Source organism: Brevundimonas sp. (assembly GCF_041648615.1).
Classification (GTDB): Bacteria; Pseudomonadota; Alphaproteobacteria; order Caulobacterales; family Caulobacteraceae; genus Brevundimonas.
The window spans coordinates 59,275-75,824 of record NZ_JBAZOS010000003.1 but is presented as its reverse complement, the minus strand read 5'-3'; the positions used below and the strand labels follow the sequence as shown (position 1 = coordinate 75,824).

The following is a 16,550-nucleotide window of genomic DNA, read 5'->3' as shown; positions in this document are numbered from 1 at the left end:
CATCGCTCATGGAAAACCGCCATGTCGTCCCCACCCCTCCCCGACGCCGCCTCGGGCTCCGTCCGCCGATACGACCTCGACTGGATCCGGGTCGGGGCCTTCTTCCTGCTGATTCTGTACCACGTGGGCATGCTCTACGTGTCGTGGGACTTCCATGTGAAGAGCCCGCGCATCGTCGAGGCGGTCCAGCCGTTCATGATGATCACCAGCCCCTGGCGGCTGACCCTGCTGTTCCTGGTTTCGGGCGCGGCGACCCGGTTCATGGTGGACGGCTTCGATGCCCGCGGCGGCCATGCCGGCCGTCGGCTGGCCGGGTCGCGCATCCTGCGGCTTCTGCCGGCCCTGCTGTTCGGCATGTTCGTGATCGTTCCGCCCCAGAGCTACTATGAGGTCTTTCAGGCCGCTCAGGGCCTCGGCGTCGCGGATCCGGCGCATTCTCCGTGGCTGCAGGACTTCTGGATCAAATACGCCACCGCTTCCGGGGGCTGGTGCGACGCCGACGGCTGCCTGACCACCCCGACCTGGAACCATCTGTGGTTCATCGCCTATCTCCTGCTCTATGGCCTGATCGTCGCGGCCCTTGTCGGTCTTCCGGGAAGGCTTCTGAACGTGCTGGACCGATGGGTGGAGAGGGTCTGCGCAGGCTGGGGCCTGCTGATCTGGCCGATCCTCTACCTCGGCCTGCTGCGCTTCACCCTCGCCCCGATCTTCGAGGTGACCCACGCCTTCTGGGGCGACTGGTACAATCACGCCCTGTCGTTCGGCGCCTATCTGTTCGGCTTCCTGATCGCGCGGTCCGAGGTGTTGAAGGCGAATTTCGTGCGGTTGCGCCGGCCCGCGGCGATCCTGGCGGTGCTCAGCTGGGCGGCGTGGGCGACCTATGCCTGGATTTATCGCGCCGACGACGCGGCGCCGCCCGAGACGCTGCGCAATGCGATGCGGGTCGTCTACGCCGTCGATCAGTGGGCCTGGATCGCCGCCATCGTGGGCTACGGCGCGCGCTATCTGAACCGCGGCGGGCCGGTGCTGCGTTATCTGAGCGTCGGCGTCTTCCCGTTCTACATCGTGCACCAGACGGTGATCATCCTCGCGGCCTGGTATCTGATGCCGCTGAACCTGCCCCTGCCGGTCGAGGCGGGGCTGGTCATCACCGCGACCTTCGCCGCCTGTTTCGCGGCCTATGAGATCGCCCGGCGACTGGGATGGCTGGGCCTCCTGCTCGGCGTCAGGCCGCGGCCGCGGAAGGCGCCCGCTCAGGCCGCGAAGCGTCCCCCCTTGCCGGCATAGGCCTGGGTGCCGCGGGTGAAGACCCGGTCGGTCGGCAGAATGGCGTCGATGGCGATGTCGTCGGCGCCCTTCAGCCGGTCGTAGATGGGGCCGAAGTCCTTCAGCGTCTCGGCCTTCAGCTGTTCGATCGAATCGATGACGAAATAGACCTGCTGGAAGTCGTCGATCCGGTACAGGGTCCGCATCACCCGCTCGAGATCGAACCCCAGCCGGTTCGGCGACGGATCGTCCAGCGAAAACACGCTCTCGGTCGCCGACGACACGATGCCGGCGCCGTAGATGCGCAGGCCGCCCGGGTCCTGCATCAGGCCGAACTCGACCGTGTACCAGTACAGCCGCGCCAGGTTCTGCAGCACGCCCAGCGAGGCCGCCCGCTGCCCGCCCTTGCCATAGGCCTCCATATAGGCGGCGAAGTCGGGGTCGGTCAGCATCGGCACATGGCCGAAGACGTCGTGGAAGATGTCCGGCTCCTGCAGATAGTCCAGCTGGTCCGGCTTGCGGATGAACTGGCCCGACGGGAAGCGGCGGTTGGCCAGATGATCGAAGAAGACGTCGTCCGGCACCAGGCCGGGCACGCAGACCACGGTCCAGCCGGTCAGGGCCTGCAGCTTCGGGTTCATCGCCGCGAAATCGGGAATGCCGCCCGTGTTCAGGTCCAGCGCCGTAAGACCCTTCAGAAAGACGTCGGCGGCGCGGCCGGGCAGGATTTTCATCTGCCGGGCGTACAGCGTGTCCCAGGTCCGGTGCTCGACCTCCGTATAGGCCGCCCAGTCCTGCGGAATGGTCCAGTCCGCCGCCGCGCCTTCGGGTGGCTTGTCGAACACATGCTCGAAGTCAGACATGGACGGCTCCTGCGACCTGCGGGCTCTCACTGGCCCTTGCCGTCAATCTAGGCGCGGCGCGGCGTCCACGCCAGCCGCCGTCAGTGAATGGCGTGGGCCAGGGGGGCGTGCCGGCCCTCGAAGTCGATCGTGAACCAGCGCTTTTCCGCCTCCCGGGTCAGGGCCGACAGCTCGGGATCGTGCTCCAGCGCGGCCTCCGCGGCATAGGCGATGAAGCCGCCGTCGGGGCCGATGGCCAGGACCTGATAGAAGGGCTGGTCCGACGCCACCTCGCCCGTCTCGGCGGGATCGCCGGCGTAGCTGGGGTCGATGTCGATCACCACGCCGCGGAAGGCGGCGTCGCGGTGACGGACGATCTGGCCGAGGCCGAATTTCGCAACGGATGGCTGTGTCATGGCCGCAGAATGCCGGACCCAACCTGAGCCTTATGGACGCGGTCCCGTTCATTTTCGCGTCACATCCGCTTGGCGACTGCCGTCCGCCGGTCCTAAGGTGTCCGGGACGGGCGCCGTATCGGACCGCCCACCTTGAAAGTTCGGCCCATGCCGGAGATCGACGGCGCGCCACGGCGCGACGACCGGTCCCAGCTCCGAAAGCCCGATCGACCAGGCGCCCGGGGCGGCGCCGTCGGCGGATCCGGGGCGTCAGCTCGCGAGGCGCCCCTGTATGGCGCCCTCGATCTGGGGACCAATAATTGCCGGCTTCTGATCGCGAAGCCGGCCCGTGACGGCTTTCGGGTCGTCGATTCCTTCAGCCGCATCGTTCGTCTGGGCGAAGGCCTGTCGCGCACGGGCCGGCTCGACGAGGCGGCGATGGACCGGGCCTATGACGCCCTGGTCCTGTGCGGCGAACGCATCGCCAAAAAGGGCGTCGAATCGTCCCGACTGATGGCCGTGGCGACCCAGGCCTGCCGCCAGGCCGACAACGGCGCGGCCTTCATCGAGCGGGTCCGGCATGGCACCGGCCTGAAGCTGCGAATCATCGACCCCGTCGAGGAGGCCCGCCTGGCGGTCGAAGGCTGCCTCAACCTGTTCGACCATTCGGCCGAGGCCGTGCTGGTGGTCGACGTCGGCGGCGGATCGACCGAACTGAGCTGGTTGAGGCGGGAAGGTCCCGCCGACTTCGTCCTCGAAGGCTGGATGTCCGCCCCGGTCGGGGTCGTCACCCTGGCCGAACGCCATCCGGAGCCCGGGGCGGGACTGGATCTCTGGTACGAGGCCATGGTCACGGACATGGGCCAGGCCCTCGCCGCCGCCCCCGTCGGTCCGGCGCTGCGCGACATCTTCACCGGCGGGCGCGGCCACCTGATCGGCACATCCGGAGCCATCACCAGCCTCGCCGGCATCCATCTCGGCCTGCGCCGCTACCAGCGAAACCTCGTCGACGGCCTTTGGATGACCAGCGGCGATTGCGAAAAGGCGGCGGCCAAGCTGATGGCCCTCGGCCCGGCGGGCCGGGCGGCGGAGTCCTGCATCGGACCCGACCGGGCCGACCTCGTCCTGGCCGGCGCGGCCATCATGGAAGCCGTCCAGCGCGCCTGGCCGTCCGAACGCGTCCGCGTCGCCGATCGCGGTCTGAGGGAAGGCCTGTTGCTGCAGCAGATGCGCGTCGCCCGGGCTCCGGCCCGGCGGCGGCGGCGGCGTGGACGAGGCTCGACCGGCTCCGCCGAGGGTGAAGGCTAGTTGACCACCTGAACCGGCAGGGTGATGTCGCAGACGGAAAAGTCCGCCCCCCGCGCCGTCCGCCTCTCGTCCACCAGCGCCCGGAAGCGCGGCGAATCGGTCGCCAGCACCTGCACCGAGGGCCGTTCCGCCTCAGGAATATCCGCCGCGATCCGCACCCGGGTCATCCGGTCCGGCTGGGCCTGGGTCATCATGCCGTTGTCGCCGTCCCCGACCTGAAGCGAGCGCACGACATCCAGGCCCGAAACCGTCACGCCCCAGATGGTGTAGCGCTTGTCCAGCGCGGGATAGGCCTGCCGCATCAGGAAGAACTGGCTGTTGGCGGTGTCATTGCCCTCGTCCCGGGCCATGCCGGCGACGCCGGGGCAGTACAACCCCCAGGCGTGGACCTTGCCGTCCGCGGTCAGGGCGAAGGCGGAATCGGGCTGGGTCTGGACCGGCAGGGAATGGAAGAAGCCCACGCGCGCGCCGGCCGGCTCGGCCACGGCCGCGAACGGCATCGTCGCCTCGCGGCGGAAGGTGAACTCGCCCTTCAGGTCGGGATAAGGGCTCTGGCCCTCGCCATTGCCCAGCGGATCGCCGGTCTGGGCCATGAACCAGTCGATGACGCGGTGCCACGGCACGCCGTCATAGAAGCCGCGGCGCGCCAGCAGCTTGATTCGCTCGACGTGCAGCGGCGCCACCTCGGGCGTCAGCTCGACGAGGATCCGGCCCCTGGTCGTATCGATGACCAGCAGGTTCCCGGCCGGGACCGCGCGCCAATCGGGCGCCGCGATCGGGGTTTCGGGCGCGGGCGGCGGAGGCGTGCCTCCCGCGTCCTGGGCGTTCGCCCCTCCGGCCGACAGGGCGACCAGGGCGGTCAGCGCCGCGAGGCCCGGAAACTGTCGCATGGTCTTCCCCCTCATCCTCGAATCAGCCGCCGGTCACTTCGGCGGGCGGCTGTACGTCGCAGACCGTGAACCCCGCGCCCCGCTCGGCCCGCTTCTGCTCCACCAGGGCCGCGAACGCCGCACTGCGCGGGGTCATCACCCGAACGGCCGGGCGTTGCCCCTCTGGCAGGGCCGCGGCCGTCCGGGCGCGGGTCATGATGTCCGGATCGGCGACCTGGCCGTTTCCGGCCTCGGTCCCGGCCTTCAGCGCCTTGACCACATCCAGCCCCGCCACGACGCGCCCGAAGGGCGTGTACAGGCCGTTCAGGCTGTCGTTCGGCCCTGTCATCAGGAAGAACTGGCTGTTGGCGCTGTTCGGATCCTGGTTGCGGGCCATGCCCGCGACGCCGGGGCAGAACAGGGCCTGGGCCGCGGTCTTGAAGTCGGCCGTGACCATCATCTGGGCGTCCGGCTGGGTGAAAACCGGCATGGACCCGGCGACGCCCAGCAGCCCCGTCGGCGCGGCGACCAGATTGACGAAGCCCAGGTCGCGGCCACGCCGGAACTGGAACTCGCCCGGAATGTCCGGCAGTTCGCTGCCGCCGGCGCCGGTGCCGAGCGGGTCTCCGGTCTGGGCCATGAAGCCCGGCAGGACCCGATGGAATTTCAGGCCGTCGTAAAAGCCCTGGTCGGCCAGGGTCCGGACCCGCTCCACCGACAGCGGCGCGACCGCCGGATCCAGCTCGACCAGGATGCGCCCCCTGGCGGTGTCGATGACCAGCAGGTTTTCCGGAGCGACGGTGCGCCAGTCGGCGGCGGGCGTCTGGGCGGTGCCGGGCTGGCCGGCGGCGAACAAGGCCATCGAAAACACGCCGATGGTTGCGATCCTGAGGTTCATTCTATCCCTTGACCTTGTCCCGGACCGCCTTGGCGATGGCCGGGCTGACGAAACTGTCGATCGCGCCGTCCAGACGGGCGATCTCCTTGACCAGCCGCGAGGCGATCGCCTGGTGCCGCGGGTCGGCCATCAGGAAGACCGTCTCGATGTCGGCATTGAGGCGCTGGTTCATCGCCGTCATCTGGAATTCGTATTCGAAGTCCGCGACGGCGCGCAGGCCGCGCACGATGATGCTGGCGTCCAGCTCCTCGGCGAAATGCATCAGCAGGCTGGAGAAGGCCCGGACCTCGACCCGGTCGCCCAGATGGGCCACCTCGGCGCGGACCATCTCGACGCGCTCGTCGGTCGTGAACAGCGGCCCCTTGTCGTCGTTGCGGGCGACTCCGATGACCAGCTTGTCGACCAGCTTCACGGCTCGGCCGATGATGTCCATATGCCCGTTGGTCACGGGATCGAACGTGCCCGGATACAGGCCGATGCGCATGCAGTCCTCCCCGCTTTCCAGCGGTTTAGCAGCCGCCGCCGCCCCAGCCTAGATCGGTTGCACGGGGTTCGAGGTCCAGGCGGCGTGCAGGCGCTCGATCAGGGCGGGCGACGTCGCGAAGGCCTGATCGCCGATCGCGGACACGGCGCAGGCCGGGGTGGCGCTGTTGCAGATGAAGGCGGCGTCGAAACTCCGCAGATCGTCGACGTGAACCGGAGCCGTCCGACCCGTGAGGCCGGTCGGACCGAGGCCTCGCTGCACCAGGGCCTGGGCGACCCCGGCGAGCATCGGCGCCTGCGGCCAGATCACGTCATTCCCGACGATAAAACCGATATTCCAGAGACTTCCCTCGGATACCTTGCCTTCGACATCCACGAACAGGGCGTCGTCGAAGCCGGCGGCGCGGGCCAGCCGACGGGCGCGGATCAGGCCGAAGGTGGCCACATGCTTCAGATGCGGCGCGTCCCGGGCATAGCTCTGGATCTGCAGCCGCACGCTCTCCGCCAGGGGCGGCGGCGAAGGGGAAACGGCGATCATGACCCGCGGCCGCCCGCGCCAGTCCGGCGTTCGGGGACTGATCTCCGGCGAAAACAGACTGACCCGCAGCCAGCAGGAGTCGCGTCCCGCCACGGCGTCCCGCATCAAGGCGCGCAGACGCGTCTCGCCGACCGGTTCGCCGAACAGCTCCATCGCCTCGGCCTCCAGCCGCGACAGGTGCAGGTCCAGCCCCCGGGCGCCGCCGTCCTCCACCCGGAAAGAGGTGTAGGCGCCGTAATTGACCAGGGCGACGTGGGTCAGGTCGTCCGGCGTGGCCGGTTGGCCGTCGATGGACAGCGTCAGGCTCAAAGCTCAGGCGCCCGTGCGACCGCCGCCGGGCTTTCACCGCCCTTGGTCCTGGGCGCCTTTGGTCGCCATTTTCCGAGAACCCAGAACAGTATGGCGGGGATCGGGAAGGCCGCCATGATCACCCAGGGATCGGCGGGACCCGTCCCCTTCAGGAATCCCGCGCCGAAAAGGGCGATGTAAATGGCCTGGAACCCGACCGCGCCGGTCGTCCAGTTCAACGTGAACTGGCCGATTCCGAACAGGTTCAGGATCATCCATCCCCAGCGCTTGCGGACTCCGGCGAAGGCGGCGGACCCCAGACACAGGATGGCCGACAAGGCGGCGCCGGCCAGAATGAGATAATGGGCCGCAGACTTCCCGACCAGGGTGAAGCGCGCCGCCGCCGCCTGTTCCCCGGCGGCGCGGACCGTGGCCGCAGTTATCCGGACAGCCCTGAACCCATCGACGCGCCACGCACCCTCCGCGTCCCGGACCATCAGCACTTCGGTTTCGACCTGACCCTCTGGATGGGTGTACCGCCGAACCACGCGATAGCTGGCGCCGTTGTTCGTCGATACGTCGCTCCCCCAACCGATCGTCACGGCCTCATCGGGCGCGCTGGCGTAGACGTGACGCTGCAACTCCCGAAAGGGTCCGGCGAGGTCCTGGGCGTCCAAAGCGGGCGTGGCCATCGCCTTGACGGCGGCGACGTCATTGCGCCGCACCGCTTCATACACCCGGTCGGCCTGGGCCTCGCGATCCGAATCCGCCTTCGGCAGCGCGCAGGCGCCAAGGCAAAGCGTCAATGCGATGAGCAGATAGCGCAACATAGGATTCCCCCGACCACGCCTCAGCATGCGACGGGCGGGAGACCTTGCGCAATCAGCTTTCCGCGGAGTCCTGTTCGGCCTCGTCCGCCGCCTCGTCGCCGCCGCCACTGTCCGGCAGCCGCTCGACCGACACGACCCGTTCGCCCTCGGCGGTGCGGAAGATGGTCACCCCCTGGCTCGACCGGCCGACGATGCGGACCTGTCCCACCGGCGTGCGGATCATCTGTCCGCCCGAGGTGACCAGCAGCAGTTCGTCGCCGTCCTCGACCGGGAAGGAGGCCGCCAGACGCGTGCCCGCGCGGCCGCCCAGGCCGTGGGCCGTCAGCCCCTGCCCGCCCCGGCCCGTGCGCCGGTACTCATAGGCGGAAGACCGCTTGCCGAAGCCGGTGTCGGTGACGGTCAGGATGAACTGCTCGGCCGCGCCCAGTTCAGCGATGCGTTCGACGCTCAACGCCGCGGCCTCGGCGGAACCTTCAGCGCCCTCGTCGTCGGCCTCGACGGTCGGCGTTTCGTCCTCGGCCCCGTCGGCCGCCCGGCGCATGGCCGAGGCGTGTTTGACATAGGCGGCCCGTTCGTCCGGCGTCGCATCGACCCGGCCCAGCACGGCCATGGAGATGACCTCGTCGCCCTTCTGCAGGCGCACGCCGCGCACGCCGGTCGAATCGCGGCCCTTGAACACGCGCACGTCGTCGGCCTTGAAGCGGATGGCGCGGCCCAGGGCGGTCGTCAGCATGACGTCATCCTCGGCCGTGCACAGGGCGACGCCGACCATGTGGTCGCCGTCCTCCAGCTTCATCGCGATCTTGCCGGCCCGGTTGACGGTGGCGAAGTCGCTCAGCTTGTTGCGGCGCACGTCGCCCGACCGGGTGGCGAACATGATGTCGAGGTTGGCCCATTCGGCCTCGTCCTCGGGCAGGGGCAGGACGTTCATGATCGAATCGCCCGGCACGATCGGCAGCAGGTTCACAAACGCCTTGCCGCGCGACTGCGGATTGCCCAGCGGCAGACGCCAGGTCTTCAGCTTGTAGGCCTTGCCGTTGGTGGCGAAGAACAGCACCGGCGTATGGGTCGAGCACGAGAAGACGCCGACGACGGCGTCGTCCTCCTTCATCGCCACGCCGCTGCGGCCCTTGCCGCCGCGATGCTGGGTCCGATAGGCGTTCAGCGCCACCCGCTTGACGTAGCCGCCGTGAGTCACCGTCACGACCATGTCCTCGCGCGGGATCAGGTCCTCATCTTCCAGTTCGAAATCGCCTTCGCCGATGAGGGTGCGGCGCGGAACGGCGAACTCGTCGCGGACCAGCAGCAGATCCTCGCGGATCACCGCCAGGATGTTGGCGCGGTCGCTCAGCAGGGTCAGGTGGCCCTGGATGGTGTCGGCCAGACCACGCGCCTCGGCGAAGATGTCGTCGCGGCCCAGGCCGGTCAGGCGCGACAGGGTCAGGCCCAGGATGGCGCGGGCCTGTTCGTCGGTCAGGTTCAGCTTGTCGCCGTCGACCAGCATGGAGCGCGGGTCTGCGATCAGCTCGATCAGGGCGATCATGTCGCCCACCGGCCAGCTCTTGGCCTGCAGTCGCTCGCGGGCCTCGGCCGGATCGGCCGAGCTGCGGATGATGTGGATGACCTCGTCGATATTGGCCACGGCCACGGCCAGGCCGACCAGCACGTGGCCGCGGTCGCGGGCCTTGGCCAGCTCGAACTTGATGCGGCGGACGACCACTTCCTCCCGGAACTCGAGGAAGGCCTCCAGCAGCTGGCGCAGCCCCATCTGGATCGGGCGGCCGTGGTTCAGCGCCAGCATGTTGACGCCGAACGAGCTCTGCATCGCCGTGAAACGCCACAGCTGGTTCAGCACCACGTCGCCGGACGCGTCGCGCTTCAGCTCGATCACCATCCGCATGCCGTCGCGGTCGGATTCGTCGCGGACGTCGGAGATGCCCTCGATCCGCTTTTCGCGGACCATTTCGACGATGCGCTCGATCAGGGTCTGTTTGTTGACCTGATACGGCAGCTGGGTGACGACGATGGCTTCACGGTCCTTGCGGATCGTCTCGATCGTGGCGACCCCGCGCACCATGACCGAGCCGCGGCCGTCGCGCAGGGCGTTGCGGGGCGCCGTCCGGCCCAGAATCTCGCCGCCGGTCGGGAAGTCGGGGCCGGGCACGATGTCCAGCAGGGCGTCGTCGCTGATATTCGGATCGTCCAGCAGGGCGACGCAGGCGTCGACGATCTCGCCCAGATTATGCGGCGGGATGTTGGTCGCCATGCCGACGGCGATGCCGCCCGCGCCGTTGACCAGCAGGTTCGGGATCCGCGCCGGCAGGACGACGGGCTCCAGCTCCTTCTCGTCGTAATTGGGCTGGAAATCGACCGTGTCCTTGTCGATGTCGGTCAGCAGGGCAGAGGCCGCCGGGGCCATGCGGGCCTCGGTGTAACGCATCGAGGCCGGCATATCGCCGTCGACCGAGCCGAAATTGCCCTGGCCGTCGACCAGCATCAGCCCCATCGAGAACGGCTGGGCCATGCGCACCAGCGCCATATAGACCGAGGCGTCGCCGTGCGGGTGGAAGCGGCCCAGCACGTCGCCGACGACCCGGGCGCACTTCGAATACGGCCGGTCCGGCGTCATCTTCAGGTCGTGCATCGAATACAGGATGCGGCGGTGAACGGGCTTCAGCCCGTCGCGCGCGTCCGGCAGGGCGCGGGACACGATCACGCTCATGGCGTAGTCGAGATACGAGCGCCTCAGCTCGTCTTCGATGGTGATGGTGGAGATGTCGCCGCCGCCGCCGCCCGAAGCTGGGGGAAGCGCGTCGTTATAGCTGTCGTCAGTCAAGGAAATCAGGCTTTAAATGGCCGGAATCGGAACGTGATCCGCGAACAGGTTTTCTAGCATCCGGGGACCCCGGTGGCAAAGCCAGGTCGCCCGGAGACGCTCCGTCCAGACAGGGATTCCAGACCATGCGCCCCAACCGCCTCCCCGCCCTCGCCGTCCTGCCCCTGATTGCGCTCCTCGGAGGCTGCGTCAGCGTGACCGCCGTGGACTATGCCGACGGTCCGGAACGCGCCGCCATCGGCGACTTCGGCGAGGCCACGTTGATGAATCCGTCCGGCGCCCGCGTCGGCCGCGCCGTCCTGACGCAAGGGCCGACCGGCCTGCTGATCCGCATCGAGGCCGAGGGGCTGACGCCCGGCTGGCACGGCGTCCACATCCACGCCACGGGCGAGTGCGCCGCGCCCTTCACCTCGGCCGGCGCCCACATCAACCACGGCGACCCCAAGGCCCCCCACGGCCTGCTGAACGCCGGCGGACCCGACGACGGCGACCTGCCCAATGTCTTCGCCGACGCCGGGGGCCGCGTGAACGCCGAGGTCTTCACCACCCGCGCCCGCATCGCCCGCGACGGCCCCGGCCAGTGGCTGTGGGACGCCGACGGCTCGGCCCTGGTGATCCACGCCAACGCCGACGACCAGACCAGCCAGCCCATCGGCGGCGCCGGCGACCGCGTCATCTGCGGCGTGATGGCCGCCGGCTAGTCCGCCACGGGCCGCGTCAGGTCGAACTCGACCCGGAAATGGCGGTTCGGGCGGCGCAGTTCATAGGCGAAGACCCGCTCCGGCTGGACCTCCATGGCCCAGACATTGGTGTTCGACACCGTCGCGTTGCGGCGCGTGAACAGGTCCTTCGAGAATTGGTCGACGGGAAATTCCTGCCGCGTCGCCGTACCCGCGTCGATCGTGTCGCCGCCGTACTGGCTCAGTTCGTCCTCGGTCCCGTCCTCGTGGCGATGGTCGTGCTTGAGGCGCACGCCCGAGGCCGTCCGGGTGACAACCCATGTCCTCGACCGGTTCTCGCCCACCCGGAAGGGAATCCGCACCTCATCGGCCGAGCAGTCCCGCACATGCATGAGCAGGCGTGACCGGGCGAAATCGGCGTCGGCGGCGTCCGTGGTGACCACCCGGCCCTCGAACCGTTGGCCGCACAGGGTCTTCAGCCTGGCGAAGAAGGCGTCCTGCGGCGAAACCGGGACCGGCGCCGTGGCGCAGGCGGACAGGGCGAGGGCGGCGGCGAGAACGGCGATCTGTTTCATCAGGCCAGCCTCGCACGACCCGCTCATCTCGCCTAACCTGCCGTCATGGCCGACACCGTGACGCTTCGCCTCACCATCGACGATCCCGTCCCCGGGGTGCGCTACAGCCTCCAGAAGGACGACCTGCCCTTCGAACCGGTCACCGCCGGCGACGGCCGGATCGCGTTCGATGTCCCGATCACCCTGCAGTCGGACGGCCGCATGACCGGCCCCTTCGTGCGCCGCGAGGGCCCGACGCGCCGTTTCGTCTACATCCGGATCGGGACCTCGGCGGGCGACCACGCCAGCGTCTGGAGCCGCCGCGCCAAGATCGACATCCACGACATCCCGCCGGCCCTGCTGGCCCCCGGCGCCGTTCTGGAAGTCCATCTGCCCGGCCGCGGCAAGGACGGTTCGCCCGCCTGCGCCACCGTTCGCCCCCTCGGCGCATGGAAGACCGCAAGTCGCCGTTGACTTCCGGCCGCGCCTGAGTATGTTCCGCGCCTCTTATTTCCAGCGGCTTTCGCCGTCGCAAAGGTAATTCCCGATGGCCAAGCCCGCCTCTATCAAGATCCGCCTGAACTCCTCGGCCGACACCGGCTTCTTCTACGTCACCAAGAAGAACGCCCGCACCATGACCGAGAAAATGGTCGTCAAGAAGTACGATCCCGTCGTGCGCAAGCACGTCGAGTTCAAGGAAGGCAAGATCAAGTAAGGGCCACGCCCTGCTGGATTTGGAGACGCCCGGTGGAAACACCGGGCGTTTTTCTTTGGCGTGCTAGACTGATGTGATGAGTGATCCGACCGACGACCCCCAGGTCCCCGCCGAACCGACGGAGAGCCCCGTCCAGCGCGCGCTCCGTCTGAAGCAGGCGGCGATCGAGGCGCGGGAGAAGCCGCCGCGGGGCGGCCGCTTCCAGCGCGAACAGGCCGCGCGCATCGCCACCGGCAAGTCCAAGCCCTGGATGAGCCGGTAACGGCCCTCAGGCCGCCCGCGCGATGACCTGGTTGCGCCCGTGGGCCTTGGCCTCATAGACGCCTTCGTCGGCCCGCTTCAGCAGGGCCTCGGGCGTATCGCCCTCGCCCGTGCTCGCCGCCACGCCCACCGAGACGGTGATCGTCAGCCCCTCGGCCCCGCCCATGATGGGGAACGGCTGCGAGGCCACGTCGCGCCGGATGCGGTCGGCGACGCGCACGGCGTCCTCCATGCTGGCGCCCGGCATCACCACCACGAACTCCTCCCCGCCCAGCCGGCACGGCAGGTCGATGGCCCGCACATTGGTCGCCAGCCGCACCGCGAACTCGCGCAGCACCTCGTCGCCGGCGTCGTGGCCGAAGCCGTCGTTGACCAGTTTGAAGTGGTCGATATCCATCACCAGCACGGCGACGCCTTCGCCCCCCTGCCCGGCCCGGTTCATCAGCCCTTGCAGCTGGCCGGCCATGTAGCGCCGGTTGTGCAGCCCGGTCAGGGCGTCGGTGACCGCCATCTCGAGGCTGTAGTCCAGCTTCTGCTTGAGGAAGTCGGCATAGCGTTTGCGCTTGATCTGGGTCCGCGTCCGCGCCTCCAGCTCCTCGGGATCCACGGGTCGCGGCAGGATGTCGTTGACGCCCAGCTCCAGCGCCTTCAGCAGGCGCGGCCGGTCGCTCTGGTCGACGACCGCCAGGATGGGCAAACGGCGTGAGGCCTCGGTCGACCGCACCTGGGCCACGAAGCGCAGCCCGTCGAATTCCGAGCTCGAGACATTGACGATCATCAGATCGACCGGCCCGCGCGCCGCGATCAGGGCCGCGGCGGGATCGGACTCCACCGTCGGCCGGTGTTCGCCGGCCAGATGCTCGACCATCTTCTCGGCCTGGCGGACATTGTCGTCGACGATCAGCACCCGGCCGCCCGATCCGCGCAGACGCCCGGCGCCGTCGGTGTCGACGCCGATCCGCCGCCCCGTTTCCTCCCGCTCGCGCAACTCGTCCATCACGGACTTCAGCCGCACCAGCGACCTGACCCGGGCGAACAGGACCACGTCGTCGATCGGCTTGGTGACGAAGTCGTCGGCCCCGGCTTCCAGACCCTTGATCTTGTCCTCGCGGCCGCCCAGCGCGGTGACCAGCACCACGGGAATGTGGCGGGTCACGGGGTCGGCCTTCAGCCGGCGGCAGGTCTCGAACCCGTCCATGCCGGGCATCATGACGTCCAGCAGGATGATGTCGGGCCGCTCTTCCGATGCGATCTGCAGCGCCGTCGCGCCGTCGCCGGCGGTCAGCACCTCATAGTATTCGAGCGTCAGCTTGGCCTCGAGCAGGCGAACGTTCGGCTCGACGTCGTCAACGACCAGAATGCGCGCCGTCATCGATCCCTACCCCAGATGTTTCCGAACCACGTCGAGGAAATGCATCACCGAGATCGGCTTGGAGATATAAGCCTCGCACCCGCCCTGACGGATGCGTTCCTCGTCGCCCTTCATGGCGAAGGCGGTGACGGCGACGACGGGGATGTGGCTCAGTTCCTCATCGTCCTTGAGCCATTTGGTGACTTCCAGGCCGCTGATTTCCGGCAGCTGGATATCCATCAGGATCAGGTCGGGCTTGTGCAGGCGCGCCAGGGCGAGGGCCTGGAGACCCTCGCGGGTCTGCAGGGTCTCGTAGCCCTGGGAATCGAGCAGATCATGAAAGAGCTTCATGTTCAGCTCGTTATCCTCGACGATGAGGACTTTCTTGGACATCATCACCTGGCCTGTCGCCCCATGGAGTGCGGCTGCACGGAGGCTTGTCGCCTTCTTCGTGCACTGTGGCCCCACGGGTCTTAAGTTGGGGTGAAGCGCCGCATGACCCTCCGCCGGCGAAGCCGGCCGCCGAACCGCGACACGGCCGACAGGTTCATCACAACGAACACAACGACCCCACAACGGGCACAACGGGATCGAGCCGGATCTCCGGTCCCGTCGTGTTCCTTGTGTCTCGTCGTTGTGTTCGTTGTGATGAACCTGCCCTGCTCCTGCTTCGCGGAAGCGGACGATCGTCCAACAACTCCGCCTCTCCTCTCGGCGCCGGCTCCGGAATGACGGATAATCCAGCCGCCATGACCCCCTCCCGCGCATGAAGACCATCTGCCGCGACTGCCTCCGGACCGGCGACCACAAGGTCGATCGCTGCGAAGCCTGCGGTTCGCGCCGCATGGTCTGTCACGACGAGCTGGACCGGCTGACCATCGCCCATCTGGACTGCGACGCCTTCTACGCCTCGGTGGAGAAGCGCGATCGCCCCGAACTGCGCGACCGCCCGGTCATCGTCGGCGGCGGCAGGCGCGGCGTGGTCTCGACCTGCTGCTATGTCGCCCGCCAGTACGGGGTCCATTCGGCCATGCCGATGTTCAAGGCCCTCAAGGCCTGCCCCGAGGCCGTCGTCATCAAGCCCGACTTCAGCAAATACATCGCCGCCAGCGAGGCCATCTTCGGCGCCGTGGGCCGGCTGACGCCGCTGGTCCAGACCCTCTCTCTGGACGAGGCCTGGATCGACCTCGCCGGCACCGAGCGCCTGAACGGCGGCCCGCCCGCCTGGCAGCTGGTTCGGCTGCAGAAGCAGATCGAGGAGGACACGGGTCTGACCGTCTCCATCGGCCTCGCCCCCAACCGCTTCCTCGCCAAGGTGGCGTCCGAACTCGACAAGCCGCGCGGCTTTTCGGTGCTGGGTTCCGAGGCGAAGGACCTGCTGGCGCCGAAGCCGATCCGCATCCTGCCCGGCGTCGGCCCGGTGTTCGCGAAGACCCTGAACAGCGACGGCTTCGCCACCGTCGGCGATCTGGCCGCCGCCGACGTCCGTGACCTGGTCAAACGCTATGGCGAAACCGGCCTGCGGCTGCACGACCTCGCCCATGGCCGCGACGCGCGGCGCGTCAATCCCGTCCACGACCGCAAGGGCATGAGCGCCGAGACCACCTTCAACGAGGACCTGACCTCGGCCGGGGATCTGGAGGCCGAGCTCTGGCCCCTGTGCGAGAAGCTGGCCTCCAAGGCCCGGCGAGACGGCGTCGCCAGCCGCGTCCTGGTGCTGAAGCTGCGCCGCACGGACTTCAGGATCGTCACCCGTCGGGTTTCCCTGCCCGAGCCCGTCCAGACCGCCCGCGCCCTGTTCGCCGCCGGCCGGGCCCTGATGGCCCCCGAACTGGGCCGCCCCTACCGCCTGATCGGCATCGGCATGGGCGAGGTCATCGACGCCGTCGACGCCCCCGCCCTGTTCGAAACCAGCGAAGCCCGCACCCTGAAGACCGAAACCGCCATCGACGCCCTGCGCGCGAGGTTTGGCGCGAAAGCCGTGGTCGCGGGACGCGCTCTGAAGGATTGAGCGTCACCGTCTCCTCCCGCCCGCCCTCCATCCGTGCATCCCCGCGAAGGCGGGGACCCAGGCTTTGGCCTCACCGCCGGCGCTGGACTGAGCATGGGTTAGCTCAGCAGCCTCGCTGTCGCTCAAACCTGGGTCCCCGCCTTCGCGGGGATGCACGGTGTTTTCAGCGCTGAAGGCGAGTTTGAGTGCTGGCAATCCGCCGCCAACCAGACGACTTTGATTTGTTAACCCGTTGATCTCTAATCGGATGATCCTCCGACTAGCGTCATTTGCCCGCCGTAGCTGGAACCGCCCCTACACTCCTCCCCATCCCGTCGGTGGGGAGGGCGTCGGATCCACGCTTCTCGATGTCGGCGGGCTGTGGTCGAGCGATGAAGCCCGGGGGATGCAGACCTCGGGGGTCCTTGAGGACGTCGATGGATGGC

18 protein-coding genes are annotated in these 16,550 nt (G+C 68.6%); 7 read left to right on the top strand and 11 right to left on the bottom strand.

Features of this window, described 5'->3' with window-relative positions:
- Positions 1-21: 21 nt before the first annotated feature.
- Positions 22-1,287, top strand: coding sequence for an acyltransferase (locus WC555_RS02595; RefSeq protein ID WP_373250889.1), 1,266 nt, complete (start codon positions 22-24; stop codon positions 1,285-1,287).
- Here the strand turns inward: WC555_RS02595 and phhA are convergent.
- Together phhA and hspQ are read right to left on the bottom strand one after the other, a co-directional pair.
- Entirely contained in the window at positions 1,254-2,129 is an 876-nt protein-coding gene (gene phhA / locus WC555_RS02590) for a phenylalanine 4-monooxygenase (protein ID WP_373250887.1), read from the bottom strand. The two genes, WC555_RS02595 and phhA, sit on opposite strands and share 34 nt — an antisense overlap.
- Before the next feature lie 80 nt (positions 2,130-2,209).
- Positions 2,210-2,524, bottom strand: coding sequence for a heat shock protein HspQ (gene hspQ, locus WC555_RS02585; protein ID WP_373250885.1), 315 nt, complete (start codon positions 2,522-2,524; stop codon positions 2,210-2,212).
- A gap of 147 nt (positions 2,525-2,671) precedes the next feature.
- On the opposite strand from hspQ, the gene WC555_RS02580 reads away from it, so the two are divergent.
- Positions 2,672-3,811, top strand: a complete 1,140-nt coding sequence (locus WC555_RS02580) for a Ppx/GppA phosphatase family protein (RefSeq protein ID WP_373251033.1) — start codon at positions 2,672-2,674, stop codon at positions 3,809-3,811.
- Here the strand turns inward: WC555_RS02580 and WC555_RS02575 are convergent.
- From WC555_RS02575 to gyrA, 6 genes are read right to left on the bottom strand one after another with little or no spacing between them, the layout of a single operon-like run.
- The gene (locus WC555_RS02575) at positions 3,808-4,701 is read right to left on the bottom strand and encodes a peptidylprolyl isomerase (RefSeq protein ID WP_373250884.1); all 894 of its coding nucleotides are present in this window, start codon (positions 4,699-4,701) and stop codon (positions 3,808-3,810) included. The two genes, WC555_RS02580 and WC555_RS02575, sit on opposite strands and share 4 nt — an antisense overlap.
- Positions 4,702-4,723: 22 nt before the next feature.
- Positions 4,724-5,578: a peptidylprolyl isomerase gene (locus WC555_RS02570; RefSeq protein WP_373250882.1), complete on the bottom strand. Its 855-nt coding sequence runs from the start codon at positions 5,576-5,578 to the stop codon at positions 4,724-4,726.
- 1 nt (position 5,579) lies between these two features.
- Positions 5,580-6,062, bottom strand: a complete 483-nt coding sequence (gene coaD / locus WC555_RS02565; RefSeq protein WP_373250880.1) for a pantetheine-phosphate adenylyltransferase — start codon at positions 6,060-6,062, stop codon at positions 5,580-5,582.
- A 48-nt stretch (positions 6,063-6,110) separates the two neighbouring features.
- A complete protein-coding gene (locus WC555_RS02560; protein ID WP_373250878.1) occupies positions 6,111-6,908 on the bottom strand; it encodes an aminotransferase class IV in 798 nt (265 codons plus the stop codon).
- Complete coding sequence (locus WC555_RS02555; RefSeq protein WP_373250876.1) at positions 6,905-7,714, bottom strand: hypothetical protein; 810 nt, start codon at positions 7,712-7,714, stop codon at positions 6,905-6,907. Before WC555_RS02555 ends, WC555_RS02560 begins: the two co-directional genes overlap by 4 nt.
- 55 nt (positions 7,715-7,769) lie before the next feature.
- The gene (gene gyrA, locus WC555_RS02550) at positions 7,770-10,553 is read right to left on the bottom strand and encodes a DNA gyrase subunit A (RefSeq protein WP_373250875.1); all 2,784 of its coding nucleotides are present in this window, start codon (positions 10,551-10,553) and stop codon (positions 7,770-7,772) included.
- Positions 10,554-10,678: 125 nt separating this feature from the next.
- Here gyrA and WC555_RS02545 point away from each other — a divergent pair, with 125 nt between their 5' ends.
- Positions 10,679-11,254 (top strand): superoxide dismutase family protein, encoded by a 576-nt coding sequence (locus WC555_RS02545; protein WP_373250873.1) that lies wholly within the window; start codon positions 10,679-10,681, stop codon positions 11,252-11,254.
- Here WC555_RS02545 and WC555_RS02540 read toward each other — a convergent pair.
- On the bottom strand, positions 11,251-11,808 hold the full coding sequence (locus WC555_RS02540) for a hypothetical protein (protein WP_373250872.1): 558 nt from the start codon (positions 11,806-11,808) through the stop codon (positions 11,251-11,253). The genes WC555_RS02545 and WC555_RS02540 overlap by 4 nt on opposite strands.
- Positions 11,809-11,853: 45 nt before the next feature.
- On the opposite strand from WC555_RS02540, the gene WC555_RS02535 reads away from it, so the two are divergent.
- From WC555_RS02535 to WC555_RS02525, 3 genes are all read left to right on the top strand, one after another.
- Positions 11,854-12,261 carry a DUF5990 family protein gene (locus tag WC555_RS02535; RefSeq protein WP_373250871.1) on the top strand — a complete coding sequence of 136 codons (408 nt, stop codon included), beginning with the start codon at positions 11,854-11,856 and terminating at the stop codon, positions 12,259-12,261.
- A gap of 73 nt (positions 12,262-12,334) precedes the next feature.
- Positions 12,335-12,502 (top strand): 50S ribosomal protein L33, encoded by a 168-nt coding sequence (gene rpmG, locus WC555_RS02530; RefSeq protein WP_055830646.1) that lies wholly within the window; start codon positions 12,335-12,337, stop codon positions 12,500-12,502.
- A gap of 76 nt (positions 12,503-12,578) precedes the next feature.
- On the top strand, positions 12,579-12,764 hold the full coding sequence (locus tag WC555_RS02525; RefSeq protein ID WP_373250869.1) for a hypothetical protein: 186 nt from the start codon (positions 12,579-12,581) through the stop codon (positions 12,762-12,764).
- Between the two features lie 6 nt (positions 12,765-12,770).
- Here WC555_RS02525 and WC555_RS02520 read toward each other — a convergent pair whose 3' ends face one another.
- Both WC555_RS02520 and WC555_RS02515 read right to left on the bottom strand, forming a co-directional pair.
- On the bottom strand, positions 12,771-14,135 hold the full coding sequence (locus WC555_RS02520) for a PleD family two-component system response regulator (protein ID WP_373250867.1): 1,365 nt from the start codon (positions 14,133-14,135) through the stop codon (positions 12,771-12,773).
- Between the two features lie 6 nt (positions 14,136-14,141).
- Positions 14,142-14,507 carry a response regulator gene (locus WC555_RS02515; RefSeq protein WP_055830736.1) on the bottom strand — a complete coding sequence of 122 codons (366 nt, stop codon included), beginning with the start codon at positions 14,505-14,507 and terminating at the stop codon, positions 14,142-14,144.
- Between the two features lie 373 nt (positions 14,508-14,880).
- Between WC555_RS02515 and WC555_RS02510 the strand changes: the two genes are divergently transcribed.
- Positions 14,881-16,125, top strand: a complete 1,245-nt coding sequence (locus WC555_RS02510) for a DNA polymerase IV (RefSeq protein WP_373250865.1) — start codon at positions 14,881-14,883, stop codon at positions 16,123-16,125.
- Positions 16,126-16,550 lie beyond the last annotated feature (425 nt).

Coding starts and splice junctions, on each gene's coding strand:
- WC555_RS02575 (WP_373250884.1), bottom strand. CDS start 4,701: ATGCGACAGTTTCCGGGCCTCGCGGCGCTGACCGCCCTGGTCGCCCTG.
- WC555_RS02510 (WP_373250865.1), top strand. CDS start 14,881: ATGAAGACCATCTGCCGCGACTGCCTCCGGACCGGCGACCACAAGGTC.
- WC555_RS02520 (WP_373250867.1), bottom strand. CDS start 14,135: ATGACGGCGCGCATTCTGGTCGTTGACGACGTCGAGCCGAACGTTCGC.
- phhA (WP_373250887.1), bottom strand. CDS start 2,129: ATGTCTGACTTCGAGCATGTGTTCGACAAGCCACCCGAAGGCGCGGCG.
- hspQ (WP_373250885.1), bottom strand. CDS start 2,524: ATGACACAGCCATCCGTTGCGAAATTCGGCCTCGGCCAGATCGTCCGT.
- coaD (WP_373250880.1), bottom strand. CDS start 6,062: ATGCGCATCGGCCTGTATCCGGGCACGTTCGATCCCGTGACCAACGGG.
- WC555_RS02570 (WP_373250882.1), bottom strand. CDS start 5,578: ATGAACCTCAGGATCGCAACCATCGGCGTGTTTTCGATGGCCTTGTTC.
- WC555_RS02595 (WP_373250889.1), top strand. CDS start 22: ATGTCGTCCCCACCCCTCCCCGACGCCGCCTCGGGCTCCGTCCGCCGA.
- WC555_RS02535 (WP_373250871.1), top strand. CDS start 11,854: ATGGCCGACACCGTGACGCTTCGCCTCACCATCGACGATCCCGTCCCC.
- WC555_RS02580 (WP_373251033.1), top strand. CDS start 2,672: ATGCCGGAGATCGACGGCGCGCCACGGCGCGACGACCGGTCCCAGCTC.
- WC555_RS02515 (WP_055830736.1), bottom strand. CDS start 14,507: ATGTCCAAGAAAGTCCTCATCGTCGAGGATAACGAGCTGAACATGAAG.
- WC555_RS02525 (WP_373250869.1), top strand. CDS start 12,579: ATGAGTGATCCGACCGACGACCCCCAGGTCCCCGCCGAACCGACGGAG.
- WC555_RS02540 (WP_373250872.1), bottom strand. CDS start 11,808: ATGAAACAGATCGCCGTTCTCGCCGCCGCCCTCGCCCTGTCCGCCTGC.
- rpmG (WP_055830646.1), top strand. CDS start 12,335: ATGGCCAAGCCCGCCTCTATCAAGATCCGCCTGAACTCCTCGGCCGAC.
- WC555_RS02545 (WP_373250873.1), top strand. CDS start 10,679: ATGCGCCCCAACCGCCTCCCCGCCCTCGCCGTCCTGCCCCTGATTGCG.